This window comes from Cupriavidus sp. 2SB, from assembly GCF_005503625.1.
Classification (GTDB): domain Bacteria; phylum Pseudomonadota; class Gammaproteobacteria; order Burkholderiales; family Burkholderiaceae; genus Cupriavidus.
Genome location: NZ_SCMX01000001.1, coordinates 60,416 through 80,217 on the forward strand (window position 1 = coordinate 60,416; position 19,802 = coordinate 80,217).

At 62.0% G+C, this 19,802-nt stretch carries 20 protein-coding genes and 3 tRNA genes; 15 read left to right on the plus strand and 8 right to left on the minus strand.

Annotated features, from left to right (window positions below; genetic code table 11):
• Window positions 1–3: 3 nt before the first annotated feature.
• Window positions 4–576, minus strand: a complete 573-nt coding sequence (gene greB / locus FFS21_RS00325) for a transcription elongation factor GreB (RefSeq protein ID WP_137922950.1) — start codon at window positions 574–576, stop codon at window positions 4–6.
• A 124-nt stretch (window positions 577–700) separates the two neighbouring features.
• Between greB and FFS21_RS00330 the strand changes: the two genes are divergently transcribed.
• The 4 genes from FFS21_RS00330 (at window position 701) to FFS21_RS00345 (ending at window position 1,789) form a co-directional block, all read left to right on the plus strand.
• Window positions 701–777, plus strand: a tRNA-Arg gene (locus FFS21_RS00330).
• A gap of 137 nt (window positions 778–914) precedes the next feature.
• Window positions 915–1,193 (plus strand): hypothetical protein, encoded by a 279-nt coding sequence (locus FFS21_RS00335; RefSeq protein WP_137922951.1) that lies wholly within the window; start codon window positions 915–917, stop codon window positions 1,191–1,193.
• 165 nt (window positions 1,194–1,358) lie between these two features.
• Window positions 1,359–1,604, plus strand: coding sequence for a hypothetical protein (locus FFS21_RS00340; protein ID WP_137922952.1), 246 nt, complete (start codon window positions 1,359–1,361; stop codon window positions 1,602–1,604).
• Window positions 1,605–1,712: 108 nt separating this feature from the next.
• A tRNA-Met gene (locus FFS21_RS00345) sits at window positions 1,713–1,789 on the plus strand.
• A 122-nt stretch (window positions 1,790–1,911) separates the two neighbouring features.
• Here FFS21_RS00345 and FFS21_RS00350 read toward each other — a convergent pair.
• Window positions 1,912–2,175, minus strand: coding sequence for a hypothetical protein (locus FFS21_RS00350; RefSeq protein WP_137922953.1), 264 nt, complete (start codon window positions 2,173–2,175; stop codon window positions 1,912–1,914).
• A 47-nt stretch (window positions 2,176–2,222) separates the two neighbouring features.
• Window positions 2,223–2,513 carry a hypothetical protein gene (locus FFS21_RS00355; protein ID WP_137922954.1) on the minus strand — a complete coding sequence of 97 codons (291 nt, stop codon included), beginning with the start codon at window positions 2,511–2,513 and terminating at the stop codon, window positions 2,223–2,225.
• 251 nt (window positions 2,514–2,764) lie between these two features.
• Between FFS21_RS00355 and FFS21_RS00360 the strand changes: the two genes are divergently transcribed.
• From FFS21_RS00360 to lpxO, 3 genes are all read left to right on the plus strand, one after another.
• A complete protein-coding gene (locus FFS21_RS00360; protein ID WP_502705145.1) occupies window positions 2,765–4,183 on the plus strand; it encodes a DUF2252 domain-containing protein in 1,419 nt (472 codons plus the stop codon).
• 24 nt (window positions 4,184–4,207) lie between these two features.
• Entirely contained in the window at window positions 4,208–4,513 is a 306-nt protein-coding gene (locus FFS21_RS00365) for a hypothetical protein (RefSeq protein ID WP_137922955.1), read from the plus strand.
• Window positions 4,514–4,637: 124 nt separating this feature from the next.
• The gene (gene lpxO, locus FFS21_RS00370; RefSeq protein WP_137922956.1) at window positions 4,638–5,540 is read left to right on the plus strand and encodes a lipid A hydroxylase LpxO; all 903 of its coding nucleotides are present in this window, start codon (window positions 4,638–4,640) and stop codon (window positions 5,538–5,540) included.
• A gap of 68 nt (window positions 5,541–5,608) precedes the next feature.
• Here the strand turns inward: lpxO and FFS21_RS00375 are convergent, their stop codons facing one another.
• Both FFS21_RS00375 and FFS21_RS00380 read right to left on the minus strand, forming a co-directional pair.
• Complete coding sequence (locus FFS21_RS00375) at window positions 5,609–7,108, minus strand: sensor domain-containing diguanylate cyclase (RefSeq protein WP_137922957.1); 1,500 nt, start codon at window positions 7,106–7,108, stop codon at window positions 5,609–5,611.
• An 86-nt stretch (window positions 7,109–7,194) separates the two neighbouring features.
• Window positions 7,195–8,652 carry an aminotransferase-like domain-containing protein gene (locus tag FFS21_RS00380; RefSeq protein ID WP_137922958.1) on the minus strand — a complete coding sequence of 486 codons (1,458 nt, stop codon included), beginning with the start codon at window positions 8,650–8,652 and terminating at the stop codon, window positions 7,195–7,197.
• Between the two features lie 175 nt (window positions 8,653–8,827).
• Here FFS21_RS00380 and FFS21_RS00385 point away from each other — a divergent pair, with 175 nt between their 5' ends.
• The 3 genes from FFS21_RS00385 to FFS21_RS00395 are packed head-to-tail and all read left to right on the plus strand — an operon-like array spanning window position 8,828 to window position 11,407.
• A complete protein-coding gene (locus tag FFS21_RS00385; RefSeq protein ID WP_137922959.1) occupies window positions 8,828–9,211 on the plus strand; it encodes a hypothetical protein in 384 nt (127 codons plus the stop codon).
• A complete protein-coding gene (locus FFS21_RS00390; protein WP_137922960.1) occupies window positions 9,195–10,817 on the plus strand; it encodes an NAD(P)/FAD-dependent oxidoreductase in 1,623 nt (540 codons plus the stop codon). The genes FFS21_RS00385 and FFS21_RS00390 overlap by 17 nt, the downstream gene beginning before the upstream one ends.
• Before the next feature lie 2 nt (window positions 10,818–10,819).
• Window positions 10,820–11,407 carry a DUF1415 domain-containing protein gene (locus FFS21_RS00395; RefSeq protein WP_137922961.1) on the plus strand — a complete coding sequence of 196 codons (588 nt, stop codon included), beginning with the start codon at window positions 10,820–10,822 and terminating at the stop codon, window positions 11,405–11,407.
• 21 nt (window positions 11,408–11,428) lie between these two features.
• Here the strand turns inward: FFS21_RS00395 and FFS21_RS00400 are convergent, their stop codons facing one another.
• The gene (locus FFS21_RS00400; RefSeq protein ID WP_137922962.1) at window positions 11,429–12,268 is read right to left on the minus strand and encodes a class I SAM-dependent methyltransferase; all 840 of its coding nucleotides are present in this window, start codon (window positions 12,266–12,268) and stop codon (window positions 11,429–11,431) included.
• 210 nt (window positions 12,269–12,478) lie between these two features.
• Here FFS21_RS00400 and FFS21_RS00405 point away from each other — a divergent pair, with 210 nt between their 5' ends.
• Both FFS21_RS00405 and FFS21_RS00410 read left to right on the plus strand, forming a co-directional pair.
• Window positions 12,479–14,092: a flagellar assembly protein A gene (locus FFS21_RS00405; RefSeq protein ID WP_137922963.1), complete on the plus strand. Its 1,614-nt coding sequence runs from the start codon at window positions 12,479–12,481 to the stop codon at window positions 14,090–14,092.
• 263 nt (window positions 14,093–14,355) lie between these two features.
• Window positions 14,356–14,787, plus strand: coding sequence for a response regulator (locus tag FFS21_RS00410; RefSeq protein ID WP_212745206.1), 432 nt, complete (start codon window positions 14,356–14,358; stop codon window positions 14,785–14,787).
• A gap of 128 nt (window positions 14,788–14,915) precedes the next feature.
• Here the strand turns inward: FFS21_RS00410 and FFS21_RS00415 are convergent.
• Together FFS21_RS00415 and FFS21_RS00420 are read right to left on the minus strand one after the other, a co-directional pair.
• A tRNA-Thr gene (locus FFS21_RS00415) sits at window positions 14,916–14,991 on the minus strand.
• Between the two features lie 263 nt (window positions 14,992–15,254).
• On the minus strand, window positions 15,255–16,316 hold the full coding sequence (locus tag FFS21_RS00420) for a porin (protein WP_137922964.1): 1,062 nt from the start codon (window positions 16,314–16,316) through the stop codon (window positions 15,255–15,257).
• A 679-nt stretch (window positions 16,317–16,995) separates the two neighbouring features.
• Between FFS21_RS00420 and FFS21_RS00425 the strand changes: the two genes are divergently transcribed.
• The 3 genes from FFS21_RS00425 to FFS21_RS00435 are packed head-to-tail and all read left to right on the plus strand — an operon-like array spanning window position 16,996 to window position 19,764.
• On the plus strand, window positions 16,996–17,832 hold the full coding sequence (locus FFS21_RS00425) for an NAD-dependent epimerase/dehydratase family protein (RefSeq protein ID WP_137922965.1): 837 nt from the start codon (window positions 16,996–16,998) through the stop codon (window positions 17,830–17,832).
• Between the two features lie 5 nt (window positions 17,833–17,837).
• Window positions 17,838–18,743 (plus strand): SMP-30/gluconolactonase/LRE family protein, encoded by a 906-nt coding sequence (locus FFS21_RS00430; protein ID WP_249359019.1) that lies wholly within the window; start codon window positions 17,838–17,840, stop codon window positions 18,741–18,743.
• A gap of 34 nt (window positions 18,744–18,777) precedes the next feature.
• Window positions 18,778–19,764, plus strand: a complete 987-nt coding sequence (locus FFS21_RS00435) for a TRAP transporter substrate-binding protein (protein WP_137922966.1) — start codon at window positions 18,778–18,780, stop codon at window positions 19,762–19,764.
• Window positions 19,765–19,802: the final 38 nt, after the last annotated feature.

Below are 19,802 nucleotides of genomic sequence, written 5' to 3' on the forward strand. Positions count from 1 at the left end.
CCGCTATCCTTCGGCTGTGCCTTTCGCGGGGTAGCGCACTTCCAGGATATCGATCTGTTCAACGCCGACCGGCGTGCGTAGTGGCACCGTGTCCCCTTCGCGCGCCTTGATCAGTGCCTTGGCGATCGGTGAGATCCAGCTTACGTGATTGCTGTCGAGATCGACCTCGTCCATGCCGACGATGGTGATGGTCGTTTCTTCGCCCGACTGGTTCGCGTAAGTGACCGTGGCACCGAAGAAGATCTGGTCATTGTCGCCCTGCAGCGAGGGATCGACGACTTCGGCCTTGTCCAGCCGGCGTGTAAGGAAGCGGATGCGTCGGTCGATTTCGCGCAGGCGCTTCTTGCCGTAGAGATAGTCGCCATTCTCGGAGCGGTCGCCGTTCGATGCTGCCCACGACACGATCTGCACGACGTCAGGGCGATCCACATCGATCAGGTGCATCAGCTCATCGCGCAGCCGTTGATAGCCAGTCGCGGTGATGTAGTTCTTGGTGCCGGCAGGCAGCGGTGTGGCGCCTTCGGGAAGATCATCGTCGTCATCGTTGGACGACTCTTTGACAAATGCCTTGTTCATGGTCCGGATCACTTCATCGGGCTCTCATTATAGGAAGTTGCTCGCGCCGGACGCCTCGGAAGAAAAAATGCGCGCAAGGGGTTTCACAAAACTGAAAACTTCTATACAATCTCTTTTCTCGGTTGCGGCTGTAGCTCAGTTGGATAGAGTACTTGGCTACGAACCAAGGGGTCGTGGGTTCGAATCCTGCCAGCCGCGCCAACCAATACGTGAGAAGGGCTTCCAGAAATGGAAGCCCTTTTTGCATTGGGCGCTCGGGATTTGTTTTGTGTCGAGTCGGGAACGGCGCCGCGTTGCAAGGCTCGAACCCTTATCGACAACCCATCGAGGGGACGCACATGCAGCAAGAAGAGTGGCGCGTGGAAGGCTATCGCGGCATGGATGCATACGTTCTGGTGACATCGCATCGCGATGCCGTGGCCGGCAGTGTTGGCGATACACAGACCTGGGGCTACGAAGTGCGCGTGGGCCAGGAGGGTGCGGATCCTGCCGATGCAGGCGATACGGAAATCCTGTCGAGCGGCGCGCATGTGTTTGCCACACGGCATGCGGCCGAGGTGGCTGCGTTTGCCGCGGCTTATGCGTGGATCGACAAGCTGCTGGGTGACGCTCGGTAGATAAGAGACTAAGTTCCTTGCGATGCGTGCAACGGTCCATATCGACGCGAAAAGGCTGTCATCAAGGTCGATTTGATCGAGATCATTTTTGGTTTGGGGTATCACTCCTAGTCTGCAGATAAGGCGCGCCGCGGTGCGTGCCAGCTGCAGAAAACAGGAGGTGCGATGCCCGAGTACGAAGGCTTCAGGATCGTCTATGAAGTGCTTGCCATGCCCAAGGATAAGTGGGCGATCATGATCGAAATTATTCGGCGGCACGGTGGTGAGGTCTTGATGGCGCGACACAATCCATTTCCACGTCAGCCGTTCGATACAAAGCTAGAGGCGCTGGAACATGTCAATCGATACGTGTCGGAGACCGTAGCGCGTCTCGAAGGTGAGGCGGAAAATGATCGACGGCGCCGTGCGTAACGCCCGGCCTCATTGAAAAAGCCTCAGGCATGCCTGAGGCTTTTTTCATTTTGGTGCATGAAGTGCTTGCCAGATCCGTCACATTACTGCATAATCTTTTTTCTCAGACGCGGGGTGGAGCAGTCTGGCAGCTCGTCGGGCTCATAACCCGAAGGTCGCAGGTTCAAATCCTGCCCCCGCAACCAGTACCTTGTATTGGAACCCCTGAGAGTCTCGGCAGTCATCGAGTAGTTTCCCAGCAGTTCCCAGGCCGTTCGGCCAACCTTCTCAAACTTCGATCAGTACCGCTTCAGCGCACAGAGTGTCGTCACGCTTTCAGCAATGATGCAGCTTGTGCGAACGTATCGCGCACCTGTGGCTGACCTTCGCGTTCCGCTGCCTCGGCGCGATCCTTCAGGCGCGATGCCAGCACGGCAAGATTGCCGCCGCTGCCACATTGTTGCGCGGCGTCCTTCATCAGTTGCTTGAGTTCCTGGTCGATGTCGGCGCCATCGAACGCGCTGACCGACAGCGCGGAAATGCGCTCCAGAAGATTGTTGACCAATGCTTCGTCGTGTTGCGGCTCGGGCATGGCGTCTCCTTGGCTGTCGAATATCAGGAATGCGGGAGCAACGGCGCTTAGTCGCGCCGCGACAATTGCGGTGGGATGGCTACGCGTCGTCGGGCCGGTTTCAGCGCGCGCTGCGGCCATAGTACGTAGTTGGTATGCGGATCCATCGGCTTGCCGAAGTAGGACACCCATACCTGGACGCCATGCTCCGTCTCGGACACGATGGCGGCAACGGCACGCGCGGCGACGGACGGCGACTTCAGAAGATCTCCGAGCGCTTCCACGCCCTGGACCACATGGTGCTTCACCCCTCTGAACCACACGTATTGACGCATGGCTGCAAGAAAACTCTTTGTCATGATTGCTGTTCTTCTCGTTGGCAATGCGAAACAGAGACCACAGCTTACACGCTTGGGTGTGACGTTTTTGTAGGGAAGCGTCTGATATTTGTGGCATCGCATGTCATGGGCGCCGCGGCGGCGCAGAAAGTGCGCCAGCCGTTGCTGGAATGCTGTGTGAACCAGCAAATTGACAATGTGACGCTGCTGTCTTAGCGTGGTTACATTGCTGCACAAATGTTGTCATTGGCTCGGTGAGCCGTGGAGGCATTGTGGAAACTCAAGCGGAGTTGCAGGAACGGCGCGAACGAGGCAGGGCTCTGCGGCAGATGGTGCCCCGGCGCGAACATGAAGTGATCGGCAACATCGATCGCGACCCCGTCGCGTTGCTCAAGCAGAGTAGCGAGGGGCGCGTGCCCAAGCTGATTCCGCTTCGATACGGGCGAATGATTGCGTCGCCCTTCACATTCTTCCGAGGCAGCGCGATTATCCAGGCACATGACCTGGCCGGCACCCGGCATTCAGGCGTGATCCACCAGATCTGCGGCGATTGCCACCTTTCGAACTTCGGTGGATTTGCTACACCCGAGCGTGCGCTGCTGTTCGACGTCAACGATTTCGATGAGACAAGTCCCGGCCCCTGGGAGTGGGATGTCAAGCGGCTGGTGGCGAGCTTCGTGGTTGCGGCCCGGCATTTTCGGCACGGTTCAGTGGCTGCGGACGAGATGGTTCGTCATGTCGTCTCCAGTTATCGCGACCGTATGGCCGAATATGCGGAGATGGGTATCCTGGATACCTGGTATGACCGCATCACATTCGAGCGGCTGCTCGACAATGCGTCGGACCCCGACGTTCAGAAGCGTATCCGTCGCGCCATGGATCGCGCTGCCGAGCGCACGCACGAGGCGTTATTGCCAAAGCTCGGCATACGAGAGGGTGAAGGCGACCGGTGGCGCATTCTTGATGCGCCACCGGCCATCTTCCATGTGCGCGGTGAGCAAACCTTGTTCGACCCCGACGATGACTGGCTCGGCGTCGATGATCCCGCCGCCATCGTCAACAAGTGTTTCGGTGACTACACGGCCACGCTGGCACCGGATCGCCGCCAGTTGCTCTCGCATTTCAAGCTGCACGACATGGCGTTCAAGGTGGTGGGCGTCGGCAGTGTCGGTACGCGGTGCCTGATCCAGTTGATGATCGATACCCATGGCAAGCCGTTGTTCCTGCAGGTCAAGGAAGCATCGAAGTCCGTTGTCGCGCGGTATTTCGAATCGCCGTCAGTGGCGCATGAAGGGCGCCGGGTAGTGGACGGGCAGCGACTGATGCAGGCGGCAAGCGATCTGTTCCTGGGCTGGTCCAAGGGCCCATTCGGCCGGCACTTCTATATCCGCCAGTTGCGCGACATGAAGTTCTCGGCCGATCTGGAGCTGATGGATACCAACCTGCTCAACTTCTACGCGCGAGTGTGCGGGTGGGTGCTGGCGCGTGCGCATGCCAAGGCAGGCGGGCTCGCCGCCGAGATCAGCGGCTATCTTGGTACCAGTGACCGCATAGCCGATGCGCTGGTGATCTACGCCAATGCCTATGCTGATCAGGTGGAGCGCGATTACGAGATCTTTGTCGATGCCTGCCGCTCGGGGCGTCTCGAGGCGCGCACCGATACCGATATGGCCGCCGATTTCCGAGTTTGATCTGCCCATCTCCAGGAGTCCGGGATGACTGAAGACATGCTGCTGCAACTGATCATCGAAGTGGAGAAGGCCGATCCCATCGACTACGCCAACCTGCCGTTCGACGACGTCAAGCTGCGGGCGCTGGCGTGCAAGCTGATTGCCGAGCGGTCCATCGAACTGGAGTCGTCGGGCATGTCGCAGGATGCCTTGTTGGCAACACTCTGGGTCTCCACCGCCAAGCTCGTGCTCGAAAACATCGTGCTCAATGCGCGCCTGCTGACCTTGATGGGCAAGGCCGAAGATGCCCGGGTGCTGATCGACCGGATTTCCCGGCAATCGCGGGGATAATCCCGCATCGATTATCGATGTGGTGACTTGCGCACACACTGCGCGAAGCGCGCCAATTCGCTAAAATACGGCGTTTCTACCCGTTCGGACGATCCGTTGGGTGGGTTTGTCTTGGAGAATTCGGGTGATCAAGTGGATTATCGTCGCGGCTTACGTAGGTGCCATCTTGTATGTGCATTTCCGCGGCAAGGTCAGGTTGCCGTTCATGCGCCAGATGCTCGACCATTCGGCATTGGTTGCGCCCGTGAATTGCTTTATGTATCTGTTCTCGGGGGTACCGCGCACGCCGTATATTCCCGTCGAGCGTTTTCCTGATCTCGAAAAGCTGCGCGCTGCCTGGCCGCAGATTCGCGACGAAGGCCTGGCGCTGATCGCGATGCGCAAGATCAAGGCCGCGGACAAGAACGATGACGCCGGTTTCAACTCGTTCTTCAAGTACGGCTGGAAGCGTTTTTACCTCAAGTGGTACGAAGCCCAGCATCCGTCCGCCGAGCAGCTGTGCCCCAATACCGTAGCGCTGCTGCGCGAGATGCCGACGGTCAAGGCGGCGATGTTTGCCGAACTGCCGCCGGGCGGCAAACTCAATCCGCACCGTGATCCGTTTGCCGGTTCGCTGCGCTATCACCTGGGTCTCTCCACGCCGAACGACGACCGCTGTTTTATCGAGGTTGATGGCGAGCGTCATAGCTGGCGCGATGGTCATGGCGTGGTCTTCGACGAGACCTACCTGCACTGGGCCGAGAACCGCAGCGAGACCGATCGCCTGATCCTCTTCTGCGACATCGAACGTCCGATGCGCTACCGCTGGGCCGCGGCCGTTAACCACTGGATGGGCCGCAAGGTCATGACGGCAGCCAGCTCGCCGAATGACGATACCGACCAGACCGGCATGATCAACAAGCTGTTCCGCTTTGTCTGGCTCGGCGGCCAGTACCGTCGCCGCTTCAAGGCATGGAACAAGACCGTGTACAAGATGACGAAGTTCGGTCTGATCATCGGTGGGGTGGCGTTGATCGTCTTCCTCTGATCGAACGGGACGTTGTATTAAAAAAGCCGGCTGAATTGCCGGCTTTTTTGTTGGGCGATCGAGCAGTACTATCCTCGCCGCTCATTGCCCAACGCTTCATAGTGCGCACGCTTGGCTTCGTACATCCGGCTGTCCGATAGCTTCACCGTGTCCGTCAGCCGGTCCCCTTGCGAACAGGTTGCCGCGCCGATGGAGAAAGACAGTCGCGCACCGGGATAGAACTGGTTGTTGAGACCCACGACTTCCTCGATCTGCTCGACCACGGTGGCGGCGCCACGTTCGTCGCGGCCGGCCAGCAGGACCATGAATTCGTCGCCGCCGATGCGGGCGATGCAGGCTTGTTCGCCCACGGCCTTCTTGAGGACTTCGCCGGTGCGGCGCAGCAGGGCGTCGCCATCGCTGTGTCCGAACTGGTCGTTGATGATCTTCAGGCCGTTCAGGTCTACGGCAATCACGCTGACGGGCCAGGGGCCCTTGCGGCCCAGGCGGGCCAGTTCGTCCTCGTAGTACGCACGGTTGTAGAGTTTGGTCAGCACGTCGTGCTTGCCCAGGAACTCTACGTAGGCTTCAGCCTTCTTGCGCGCGGTGATATCGGTCAGCGATACGAGCACCTGATCCCAGTCGGATTCGCAGCCGGGGAAGACCGACCATTGCATGAAGACATCGACCGCGCGGCCGTCGAGCGCGTAGTTGATGACTTCGCGTTGCTGCCAGAGTTTCTCGTGCCAGAGATCGACGAGTTGCTCGGCGAAGTGGATGCGCATGTCGTCGCGGAACACGTCGCCGAGGCGCGACAGCAGGATGTCCTTGCTCGGCGCGCCGAACATCGACAGCGTTTGCTGGTTCACGTCGAGCACGCGGATTTCCTGCATGCAGCGCGAGACGAAATCGGGGTGGACGTTCAGGAAGGTGCGGAAGTCCGTGATGCCCGCAGCCCGCACTTCGTCGAGCAGCATCTTCACGACGCTGAAGTCTTCCACCCATAGCGATACCGGCGAATGTTCGAACAGTCCGCGCGCGTATTGCTGGCTGCGGCGCAGCTCGCGATCGGCGCGTACACGTGCCGTGATGTCCTCGATCGACAGCAGCACGCGCGACCAGTCATGCTCGTGGCCTGGCATGACGCTGGCTTCCAGGCGGATGTCGAGCCGGTCGCCATCGAGCGTGTAGTTGACGGTCTGGCTCTCGAAGTGCTGGCCGCCATCCCAGAGTTGGCCGAGTTCCTCCACGTGCTGGTCGAACATGTCGTCGCGGAACACCGTGTCGAGGTTGGCGACGAGGTCGGCCAGGTCACTGGCGCGGAACAGGTCCAGCGTGCGGCGATTGACGTCGAGCACGCGGATCAGCGCCGAGCAGCGGGCCACTTCGGACGGATGCTCGCGCAGGTATCCCCGCAGGTCGGAGACGCCATCGGCCCGTAGCGCGTCGAACGCCTGGCGCACTGCGCTGAAGTCTTCCAGCCAGAGCGAGACGGGCGCGAGCTGAAACAGGGTCTGATAGTCGTTGTCGAGCCGTGCGGCGACCGATGCGTGCCCCAAGTTCTTCTCCCTTGTTGTGATGGATGGCATATCGCGCATTAGGATAGGCGAGCGCGCCTCACTTGGGGAGAAATCTTGCGGGAGCGAAACGCCTGTTGGCGTCCGCGCCACGCTGGTCAGGCCGCCAGGCGGCGTGCGGCGGCGGCCACGGTGTCGAGCGCGGCCTCTAGCTGAGGTGTGCGGAGGTTGCCGCAGTTGAGTCGCAGGTAGTGATTGAAACGGTTGGAGTTCGAAAACATCGCGCCGGGCATCACGCGGATACCGTCGCGCAGCACCTGTTCGAAAAGGGCTTCCGACGAGACATTGGCGGGCATCTCCAGCCAGATGTGCAGCCCGCCGCGCGGCAGCGTGAGCCGCGTGCCGGATGGGAATGTCGCGGCTACCTTTTGCGCTACCCACTCGCGCTGCATGCGGAGCTGCGTGCGCAGACGCCGCAGGTGCCGCTCGAACGCGCCGGTGCCCATGTACTCGGCCACGGCGATCTGGGTCAGCATCTCGTTGGGGCGAGACAGCCCGAACTTCAACATCTCCACGCGCGCCTGCCACCGGCCACCGGTGATCCAGCCGAGCCGCATGCCGGGCGCGAGGATTTTGTGCAGCGACGCGCAGTGGATGACGGTGCCGGTCGTATCCCAGGACTTGGCGGCGGTCAGCGGCACATCGTCATCGAACGTGGCCGAGCAGCAGTCGTCCTCGATCATGGCGATGCCACGCGCGGCACACCATGCCACAAGCCGCTGCTTGTGGGCGTCGGGCATCACGCAGCCCAGCGGGTTCTGCAGGTTGGGCACGACGCAGACCGCCTTGATGTTGTCGTAGGTCTGCGCGGCCAGTTCCAGTGCTTCGAGCGAGATCCCGGTCTGCGGGCTGCAAGGGATTTCGAGTGCCTGCATGCCGAGGCTCTCCAGGATCTGCAGCAGGCCGTAGTAGGTGGGCGACTCCACCGCGATGATGTCGCCTGGCACGGCCACGGCGCGCAGCGCGAGCGTCAGCGCCTCGGTGGCGCCATGGGTGACGACGATCTCTTCCGGCGATACATGGATCTTGTGGCGCAGCGCATGCCGGGCAAGTGCGGCGCGGAAGGCCGGATGGCCGTCAGCCTCGACGGAACTGCCGAAGAGGTCGGGCTGCTTGCGCAGCGCGCGGATGGCGGCGTGGCGCAGGTCGTCGGCCGGATACAACTCCGGCGCGCCACACGCACCGCCGAGGTTGACCTGGTGGTGGCGGCTGCGGGCAAGGATTGCGGAAATACGCTGGTGAATGCCCACATACTGTGCCGGGTCGGGCAGCCCTGGGGCGGGCTCCTCGATCGGGGCTAGCGCAGGGCGCTGCGGGGCCGCCACGAAGTAGCCGGAGCGCGGGCGCGCTTCCAGCAAACCGGCCGCTTCCAGTTCCCGGCACGCTTGCAGGGCGGTGGACAAACTGACGTTGTGGAGTCCCATCAGCGTCCGCACGGACGGCATGCGATCGCCCGTGGTCAGCGTGCCGGCCGCAATGGCCTGGCGATAGTGTCCCGCCACCTGCTGGTAGAGCGGGGCGGATGCAGCACGAAGGGCGGAGGGTACGGCAGACATGGGAGGCATCATCGCGCGCGGGCGATGTCCGGAACAGATACAGATTCAGGGGTTCTGTATCGTAACAGAGCAAAATCATCGTATCTGTTCTGGCATCGTGCTCAAACGCTTGTGCCTGTTGAGGGGAAAGGCCGGCCGATAGTCTGGAGGCTCGAAATGTTGCCAGGAGAAACACATGCCAGCCCCCGATATCGTCACCCGGATCCTTCGTCTTGCAGCCGGGCAAAGTCTCATGATTCACCTGACCTCGGGCGTGGTGGTGCGCGTGAATGCGGGGCGCATTGCCCTGCACACCGCGCCGCGCTGGCTGGCGGGCGGCATCTTCACTGTCGGGAGCGAACTCGATGGAGAGGGTGTGCAGGTGATCGAAGAGGCGGGCTGGTATCGGATCGAGGCGCATTCTGCTGCGCAGTTGCAGATCATGGCGCTGCCGCCGCGCCCAAGCCTGTGGCGGCTGATAAAATCCCGGCTCGGCCGTTCTGGCCTCCTGCTGGGTAACGCCCGGCCACCAGACGACAAGGCCGCAGAACAATCGGTACCCCATGCTACGTCTCAGTGAAGTCAAACTCCCGCTCGACCATGCCGAGGGCGACCTGGAGGCTGCCGTGCGCAGCCATCTCGCTCAAATCGGTGTCAAGGGCGACGGCCTCGTCAAGTTCACCGTCTTCCGCCGCGCGCACGATGCGCGCAAGCGCGACGATATCAAGCTGACCTACATCATCGACATCGAGGTCAAGGACGAAGCCGCGGCGATCAAGCGGATGTTCCGCAAGCCGAACTGGAGCGTGACGCCCGACATGGCGTACCACTTCGTGGCGAAGGCACCCGAAGGCGGCCCGAAGCTGCGCCCCGTGGTGATCGGGCTTGGGCCGTGCGGCCTGCTGGCCGGTTTGATCCTGGCCCAGATGGGTTTTCGCCCGATCATTCTCGAACGTGGCAAGGAAGTGCGCGAGCGCACCAAGGATACGTTCGGCCTCTGGCGCAAGAATGTGCTGAACCCCGAGTCGAACGTGCAGTTCGGCGAAGGCGGTGCGGGCACGTTCTCGGACGGCAAGCTCTATAGCCAGATCAAGGACCCCAAGCACTATGGCCGCAAGGTGCTGGAGGAATTCGTGCGCGCAGGCGCGCCCGAAGACATCCTGTACAAGGCGCGTCCGCACATCGGCACGTTCCGGCTGGTCAGCATGGTCGAGAAGATGCGCGCGGAGATGCTGGAACTGGGTGCTGAAATCCGCTTCGAGACACGCGTCGACGATATCGATATCGACAATGGCCATGTGCGCGGCCTGAAGCTGTCGAATGGGGACTACCTGGCGTGCGATCACGTGATCCTGGCCGTGGGCCATAGCGCGCGCGATACCTTCCACATGCTGCATGACCGTGGCGTGTTCATGGAGGCCAAGCCGTTCTCGCTGGGCTTCCGCATCGAACATCCGCAGGGCCTGATCAACCGTAGCCGCTTCGGCAAGTTCGCCGGCAACAAACTGCTGGGCGCTGCCGACTACAAGGTCGTGCATCACGCGAGCAACGGCCGCGCCGTATACAGCTTCTGTATGTGCCCGGGCGGTACGGTGGTGGCGGCGGCATCGGAGCCGGGCCGGCTGGTGACGAACGGCATGAGCCAGTATTACCGTGCCGAGCGCAATGCCAACGCCGGCATCGTCGTGGGCATCACCCCCGACGAGGATTTCCCGGGTGGCCCGCTGGCGGGTATCGCCTTCCAGCGCAAGTGGGAAGAGCGCGCGTTTGAACTGGGCGGCGCCGACTATCGCGCACCGGCCCAACTGGTCGGCGACTTTGTGGCGGGCCGCGCATCGACCGCGTTGGGTTCGGTGGAGCCGTCGTACAAGCCGGGCGTGACGCCGACCGACCTGAGTACGTCGCTGCCGGACTACGTGATCGATGCCATTCGCGAAGCGCTGCCGGAACTCGACAAGAAGATTGCCGGGTTTGCGATGCACGATGCAGTGCTGACGGGCGTGGAGACGCGCACGTCGTCGCCGCTGCGGATTCGCCGTAACCGTGACGACTGCCAGAGCATCAACGTGCGTGGCCTGTATCCGGCGGGCGAAGGCGCGGGCTATGCCGGCGGCATCTACTCGGCGGCGATCGACGGCATCGAAGTGGCCGAAGCCGTGGCGCTGCACATCACCAACGGACAGTGACGATGACGCAGAAGGGCGACGGGGACGATCACGATAATGTCGACGTCGCTCGCATCAAGGGCGAGGTACGGCACTGGCTCACGCGTGCCGTGATCGGCCTGAACCTGTGTCCGTTTGCCAAGAGCGTGCATGTGAAAGGGCAGGTGCGCTACGTGGTCAGCGATGCCACGCGCGACGAGGACCTGCTCGATGAACTGGAGCGCGAGCTGACGCTGCTGGTGGAATCCGATCCGGAGGCCATCGACACCACGCTGCTGATCGTGCCGCATGCACTGTCGGACTTCCTCGCCTACAACGACTTTCTCTACGTGGCGGACCAATTGCTGCAGAGCCTGCGTTTGGATGGCACGCTGCAGATCGCGAGCTTCCATCCGCAGTATCGGTTCGAGGGGACCGGGCCGGACGATATCGAGAACTATACGAATCGCGCGCCGTATCCGATCTTCCATCTGCTGCGCGAAGACAGCATCGCGCGTGCGGCGGAGGTATTTCCCGAAGCTGAAGATATCTACGAGCGGAACATGGAGACGGTTCGCCGGCTGGGCCATGCCGGCTGGCTCGAATGGATGGCGGGCAAGAGCGATCTCTGACCCGCCATTGAGGGAGGGATGCTACGCCGCAGCGGTATCCGTAAAGAACCGCTCGTGCAGTTCTTCCAGTCCCACTGATTCCAGCACTTGCTGCAGGCGCTCGGCCGGACGGCGGCGCGGCAGGTCCTTGTACTGGGCGATGATCAGTTCGTTTTTCATCGAGTGTTCCCAGCCCACCAGTTCCGTCACGCTGACCTGATAGCCGTGCGCCTCCAGTTGCAGGCAGCGCAGCACATTGGTCAACTGGCTGCCAAACTCGCGCGTGTGCAGCGGATGTCGCCAGATTTCCGTCATCGGATTGCCCGCCAGCATGCGGCCCTTGTGCTTGCGCAGAACGGAAGCCACCTCGGCCTGGCAGCACGGCACCAGCACGATATGCTGCGCGCGCTTGCCTAGTGCAAAGCGGATGGCATCGTCGGTGGCGGTGTTGCATGCATGCAGTGCCGTGACGACATCGACCGTCTCCGGCAGCACCGACGATTCGATCGAATCGGCGACCGACAGGTTCAGGAAAGACATCCCCGGAAAACCCAGACGTTTTGCCAGCGCCTCGGAACTGGCCACCAGTTCCTCGCGGGTTTCGATCCCGTAGATGTGGGAGGTGTCCTTCAGATCCTTGAAGAACAGGTCGTAGAGGATGAAGCCGAGGTACGACTTGCCGGCGCCGTGGTCCACCAGCGAGACGGCGCCGCGGGCGTCCTTCACTTCGCGCAGCAGCGGTTCGATGAACTGGAACAGGTGGTAGACCTGCTTGAGCTTGCGGCGGCTGTCCTGGTTCATCTTGCCATCGCGCGTCAGGATATGAAGCTCCTTGAGCAGTTCGATGGATTGTCCCGGGCGGACTTCGTTCTGGCTGGACATCAGGGTGTGGGGGTGATGCTGGAAAGGGCGACAGTTTACCGAAAACCAGGGCCCCCTACTTTTGTGGGCTAAAGTTCACTTCGCTTCCTGCCGTTGATCTGTGGATCACGACAAGCAGAGTTGGCGCGGTTGCGGCGGGTTTTGCGGAAAACCTTCGGGGCATCGACCCTGGCCGGCTGTCGCCACTTTAGAACGAGAAAGTGGGGAGCCATGACAGCGGACATGGGATTGCGCCTGGAGCTGAGCCAACCCGGCGATCAGGTTAGAGCATGCTTTGCGCCCGAGCCGGGGCGCCTGCCGCCCGACCGGGCGGCGCTGGACGCCGAACTGGCCGACCATGGCTGGGAGGGGGCGCGCCTCGACCCGTCTGCCGTGACGGGTTTCCTGACCCAATGCCAGTTGACCGATCGCGAGATCGATGCCGTGATCGGCAGCGTGCTGGACGGCGCGTTCGAACTGGAAATCACCGCAGACAAGCTGCAACTGTTGCTGACGCTGATGCCGCCCGAGGGTGGACGTCCGATTGCGGAAGAAGATATCGCGGCAGCGGCAGCATCGATGAAGATCGTGGCACTGCTCGACTCCGCCGCCATTGGCGTGGCGCTGGAAGCGGGCAGTTGCGAAGGCCGCGAGATTGCGCGTGGCGTGGCACCTGTGCAAGGCGAGGCGGCGCGTTTCGACAGCCTCGTGCAGCAACCTCGTCCTGCCCAGGTGGAGAACGAAGACGATCGCGTGGACCTGCGCGATCTGGGCAGCCTGCTGCTGGTCAATCCGGGTACTGCGCTGATGCGCCGCACACCTGCGCGGATGGGCAAGGACGGCATGGACGTGCTCGGCAAGCCGATTGCCGCCGACGCGGTGGTGGACACCCCGTTCGCTGCGGACATGACCGGCGTGGCCGTCGATCCCAATGATCCGAACCTGTTGCTGGCGGTGATCGCTGGCTCGCCCCGCGTGCTGCCCAATGGCGTGATCGTCAGCCCGGTGGTGGACGTGGAGGCCGTGGACCTGCATTCGGGCAATGTCACGTTCGATGGCTCGCTGCGGGTATCGGGCGACATCCGCACGGGCATGACCGTACGCGTGACCGGCGATGTGGTGGTGCAAGGCACGATCGAGGCTGCCCATGTGGAAGCGGGCGGCGATGTGATCGTCAAGGGCGGTATCATCGGCAAGGCGGAAGCCGCCCATGGCGGTGCCCCGAGTGAAATCGCCAGCGTGCGCAGCAAGGGTGCCGTGCATGCGCGCTTCATCCAGAACGCGATTGTCGAGGCGGCCACCGAGGTCATTGTCGAAAGCGGTATCCGCCAGAGCGATGTCTCGGCGGGCGAGCGCGTGGCGGTCGGCACGCCGACGGGGCAGGGCAGTATCAGTGGCGGACGCACGCGTGCGTTGCAGGCGGTCAGTGCCGCCATCCTGGGCGCGCCCGCCGGCAGTGCCACCGCCGTGCATGTTGGGCTGAATCCGTTCGCTGACGAGCAGAAGGCAGATCTGGAAGCGCGCCGCCGCCATGTACTCGACGATCAGGCGAAGCTGCAGCAGCTGGTGGCGTTCTTTGCCAAGCATCCCGAGCGCGCACAGGGCGACGTCCGTGAGAAGGCTCGGGCCACGATGTACAAGATCAATCGGGAACTGTTCGAGCTCGATGCGGAAATCGCCAAGCTCAACGAGCAGATCAAGCCGACCGACGATGCCGTGATCGCGGCCAGCCGACGTATCCACGGTGGCGTGACGCTGCAGGTGGGCCACAAGGTGCTGAAGGTCATGGAGGACAAGTCCGGCGGCCAGGTGCGCGTGGTCGAGGATCGCATCACGGTAAGCTGACCCCCGCCGTGCGCTTCGTGTATTCCGCGTCACGCGTTACGCCGGGGAGGGTGACGCGTTACGTCACGCGTAACGTTGGGAGTGACCGGCCGTGGCAGCCAGGAAGTCGCATGGCGCGGCGCCCCAACTGCCCGTAAAGCCCGGGTTTTCAAGGGTTGCGGGCGTTACGCGTGTGGCCGTGCACGCTGATCGGATGAGCGGCTTTCCGCTGGCACGGGGTTTGCGGTGTCTCCTGCACTCAAAACACATACGGGGAGATTGCCATGGACACGATCGTGATCGAAAGCCAGCCGCTGATCCGACTGGGCATGCAACGGATGCTGGAGCGCATGGCCGGGATCGGTGCGGTGCGGGTGATGGAACCCGCTGCCATCGTCTCGCTGCAACACACCACGGAACCCGCCATCGTGGTCTTCGGCATGTCCGCCGACACCGCCGACAACTGGTACCTGCTACGCCGGCTGCACCACGTCATGCCTAGCGCGCGCATCCTGCTGCTGTCGGACAACATGTGGCTGCGCATACCGGAGACGAACACGTCGTGCGGCGTGATCGAGCAGTTGCCGAAGTCGGCATCGATCGAGCGTATCGAGGCGGTGGTCTACCAGATGCTCGGTCACGATGGCTTTGTCCCCATGCCCGCTGCGAGGGATGGCTGGCGTCCGGCCTATCAACATCACTCCGCGTTGTCGTAATGGCGAAACCGCGCCATCGCGCCATCGCGTGAACGGGTAGGGCGGGACGCTTGCAAGAGGGGGCGCCACAAGCCGGGCCCCCCAAAGCAAAAAGGGCAACCCGAGTGGGTTGCCCTTTCTACTTCAAGTGGTGCCGGAGATAGGAGTCGAACCTACGACCTTCGCATTACGAATGCGCTGCTCTACCAACTGAGCTACACCGGCGAAACCTTAAACTTGTCTGAAACCTGTTTTCTTGCTGGATTTGCTGCGTTTGTTGCTTCTGGCATCGCGTCCAACAGAGCCAGCAATCTTAGCAGCGACCCTCGGATTTGTGAAGCCCCTCCTGCAATTTTTTTCGCAAAGCTTGCTGGGGCAACGCGTCACAACAGGCGTAATCATCGCATGGGCTTTGCTGCCACGTTCCAAGAAAAAGGGGGCGATGTCGCCCCCTTTTTCTCGTTGACCTGCTTGTGTCGATTACCGCATCAGAACTTGTGGCGCAGGCCGGCCATCACGCCCACGCGGCTGCCGTGGCCGTAGAACGGCGTCTGGAACGTCGGCTGCGCGCCGAGGGTGCGCCAGGCGTCGGACAGCGTGGTGTAGTCGGCTTCGAGGTAGACGTCGGTGCGCTTGCTGAATGCGTAGTCGAGCATCATGGCGCCCGTGAAGCGGTTGCCCGAATCGCTGCCGGTCTTCAGGTGGTCATAGGTGCCGCTCGCGATGACCGACCATGCCGGATTGAACTGGTACTTGAAGCCCAGGTAGCCGGCCTGGTTCTTGTAGCCAGCGTTGTCCACGTTGCTGTTCGTGTAGCCGAGATAGACCGTGGCCGGGCCTGCGGTGTATGTGCCGCCGAGAGTCCAGACCTTCTGATCACTGTTCGGTACCGTGACGCCGTAGTACGTGGTGGTGTCCTTCATGATCTGGTAGCCGCCTGCCACCATGAACGGACCGGCCGCGTAGGTCAGGCTGCCGCCCGTCGAGGACGACTTCGCCACGCTGCCCGGCTGCTCGCCGAATGCATGCTGGGCTGCGATGGTCAGGCCGCCGAACTTGCCGGCGTACTTGATCATGTTGTCCTGGCGCACGCCGCCCGTGTAGTTGCCACCCTGGAAGCCGACGATGGCGAGGTTGGCCAGCGCGTATGCGTCATAGCTGGCAATGACTTCGTGGATCACCGTGAACTGGCGGCCCAGCGTGACCGTGCCGAAATCACCCTGCATCCCGACGTACGCCTTGCGACCGAACAGGCGGTTGCCCTGCAGGCTCTGGCCCGCGTCAGGCGAGAAACCGGATTCCAGCACGAAGAGCGCCTGATAGCCACGGCCCAGGTCTTCCACGCCGTACATGCCCCAACGGCTGCCGGTCAGCACGCCGTCGGTCATCTGCACCTTGGCGTTGCCAGCGGCGTTTTCATTCGTGGTGTAGCGGATCGTGGTGTCGACAATGCCGTAGAGCGTGACATTGGACTGGGCCTGGGCCGAAGCCGAGACGCCTAGTGTCGCGAGTGCTGCGGTGGTGAAGAAGGGCGCAAGGGCTCGCTTCATGGTTTGAGTCTCCATCCTGGCTTGTTATTTCGTTTGTTGTGGAATTGCCGGTGGCGAATGCTTTGACTTCTGCTGCGTCTGGCTCAGGCATTTCCTTCACCGGCGGGCATGGGAGGCGCGCGGTATTTAAGGCGCGCCGCGCGCCGGGACGTCCGAAACATGGAATTGGGAAAGGCAATTCATGTGATCTGATGTCCGATGACATCGTACCTTACAAAAAAATAACGGCGCAAGACATGGGATGAGACATTGCGTTGTGGAATCACACCAGTTCAATCATTCCAGCAGCCGCCAGCCCTTGATGCAGAGCGGAAATCCCACGTCTGCCGATGTGAAGTCGAAGTAAAGAAATGACTGTCATCGGCTTTATTAGCTAATCGCTTAATAAGCCTGTATCCCATTATTCATAAGGGTTACAGGGTTTTTATCCGACTGTATTTCGCCATTCACCAAAATAGGGAATTCACTCGTTTGAGTTAGAAATATCGCATTGCAGCAATTAAAGTCTGGATGTCTGCAACTTAAAACTTCTAGGGAATTCACTGAGACAGAGTGATCTTGACCTGAATACGGGGCGCGATTAGATTCCAGTGACGTTGTATGACGACAGATCAATAACTCTCAATTTAGTCATGAGTGCGCCTGTAACAGGACCCGCGCGCCATGCAAGCCGAAATCCATGTCCCAGACTTTCAAAGACCCGCTGGATGGCGTCGCCACCCGCTGCCACCGCATCCTGCTGACCGGTGCGGCCGGCAACCTTGGCCGTGTCCTGCGCGACCGGCTGAAGCGTTATGCCGATGTGGTGCGCGTTTCCGACATCGCCAACCTTGGCCCGGCGGGCGAGCAGGAAGAAGTCTTGACCTGCGACCTTTCCGATGCCAAGGCTGTGCACGCGCTGGTGGAAGGTGTCGATGCCATCGTCCACCTGGGCGGTGTCTCCGTGGAGCGCCCGTTCGAGGAAATCCTGCCGGCCAACATCCAGGGCACCTATCACCTGTACGAAGCGGCGCGTCGTCATGGCGTGCGCCGCGTGGTGTTTGCCAGTTCGAACCACGTGATCGGTTATTACCGGCAGGGCGAGGTGCTTGATGCCGATACGCCAGCGCGCGCCGATGGCTACTACGGTATCAGCAAGGCATTCGGCGAGCAGATGGGCAGCTTCTACAGCGATCGCTATGGCATCGAGACCGTGGCGCTGCGCATTGGCTCGTCGTTCCCGGAGGCCAAGGATCGCCGCATGATGGTGACGTGGCTGGGTTACGAAGACCTGGAACAGTTGATCAAGCGCGCGATCTTCGTGCCGGAAGTCGGCTTCCTGATTGTCTATGGCGCGTCGGCCAACCGCGATAGCTGGTGGGACAACAGCAAGGCGGCGAAGCTGGGCTTCAAGCCCGTGGAATCGTCCGAGCAGTTCCGCGCCAAGGTGGAGTCGGTGCCGCCGCTGCCGGCCGATGATCCGGCAGGCTGGTACCAGGGCGGCGCCTTCGTGAAGGCCGGACCGTTCGGAGACTGACCGCCATGGCAGGCCACACCGAATTCGAACGCATCGGCGACATGCGCTGCGGCGTGGGCGAAAGCCCCGTCTGGCACGCCGGCGATGCGGCGCTGTACTGGACCGATATCCCCAATCGCACACTGTGGCGCTTCGATCCGTCGAGCGGACAGACCCATCAATGGGCCGTGCCCGAGATGGCGGGGTGCATGGCGATGACGGCCGATGGTGGCTGGCTGCTGGCGATGGAGACGGGACTGTTCCGCATCGGCAAGCTGACGGCGGGGCAACCGGTATCGGCCATCGAACGCGTGGCGACGGTGCAGCACAGCCACGGCGGCATGCGCTTTAACGATGGCCGTTGCGATCGGCAGGGGCGTTTCTGGGCCGGCACGATGGTGATGGACATGTCGCTGGCGGCCACCGACGGCAAGCTGTATCGCTTCGACGCGCGCACTGGTGCGCTGGATGTCGTCCGCGAAGAAATGATCACGCCGAACGGGCTGGCGTTCAGCCCCGATGGCCGCACGATGTACGTCTCCGATTCGCATCCCGCGCGGCAGGCCGTGTGGGCCTACGACTTCGACACCGATACCGGCACGCCATCGAATGGCCGCCTGTTCATCGACATGAACAAGTACCCGGGCCGACCCGATGGTGCGGCGGTGGACGAGGACGGCTGCTACTGGATCTGCGGCAACGACGCCGGGCAGGTGCATCGTTTCACGCCCGATGGCCGGCTTGACCGCAGCGTGGCCGTGCCGTTCGCCAAGCCCGCGATGTGCGCGTTTGGCGGCGCGGGGCTGGACACGCTGTATGTCACGTCGATCCGCACCGACGACACCGATCCGCTGTCCGGCGCCGTGGTCGCGCTACGCCCTGGTGTGCGTGGCCTTGCGGAGCCGGTATTGCGCGATTCCATGCGCGACTGATTTTGAACGAAGAACTACAACACTGGAGACACTGATGACCCGCATTTCGCCCCCTCGCCTGCGTACCCTGATGGCCGCTTTCGCCACCGCGATGGCCCTGCCGCTGGCCGCTCAGGCCGTGGAATTCCGCTCCGCCGACATCCATCCGGAGGACTATCCCACGGTGCAGGCCGTGCGCCAGATGGGCGAGCTGCTCAAGCAACGCTCCAACGGCAAGATGACGGTCAAGGTCTTTGCGCAGGGTTCGCTGGGCAGCGAGAAGGATGCTATCGAGCAGACCAAGATTGGCGCGCTGTCGATGGTGCGCGTGAACTCGGCGGCGATGAACAACATCTGCGAAGCTACCATCGTGCCGACGATGCCGTTCCTGTTCCGCTCCACCGAACACATGCGCCATGTGCTGGACGGCCCGGTGGGCGACGACATCCTGAAGTCGTGCGAGAAGAACGGCTTCATCGGCCTGGCCTGGTACGACAGCGGCTCGCGATCGATGTACACGACCAAGCGTCCGATCAAGTCGCTGGCCGATGCCAAGGGCATGAAGATTCGCGTGCAGCAATCGGACCTGTGGGTCTCGCTGCTCGAAGCCATGCATGCCAACGCTACGCCGATGCCGTGGGGCGAGGTCTACACCGCGCTGAAAACCGGTCTGGTCGACGGCGCCGAGAACAACTGGCCCAGCTATGAAAGCTCGCGCCAGTTTGAAGTGGCCAAGTACTACTCGCTGACCGAGCACTCGATGGCACCAGAAATCCTGCTGTTCTCGAAGGTGGCATGGGATCGCCTCTCGAAGGACGACCAGGCGATGGTGCGCCAGGCCGCCAAGGATTCGGTGCCGTTCATGCGGAAGCTGTGGGACGAGCGCGAACTGAAGTCGCGCAAGATGGTGGAAGCGTCGGGCGTGCAGATCATCCAGGTGGACAAGGCATCGTTCCAGGCCGCGATGAAGCCCGTGTACGACCGCTTCATCACCAGTGCCCAGATGAAGGATCTGGTGAAGCGCGCGCAGGACACGAAGTAAGCCTCATCGTAGTGGCCGCGGCCCTTGAGCAAGCGGGG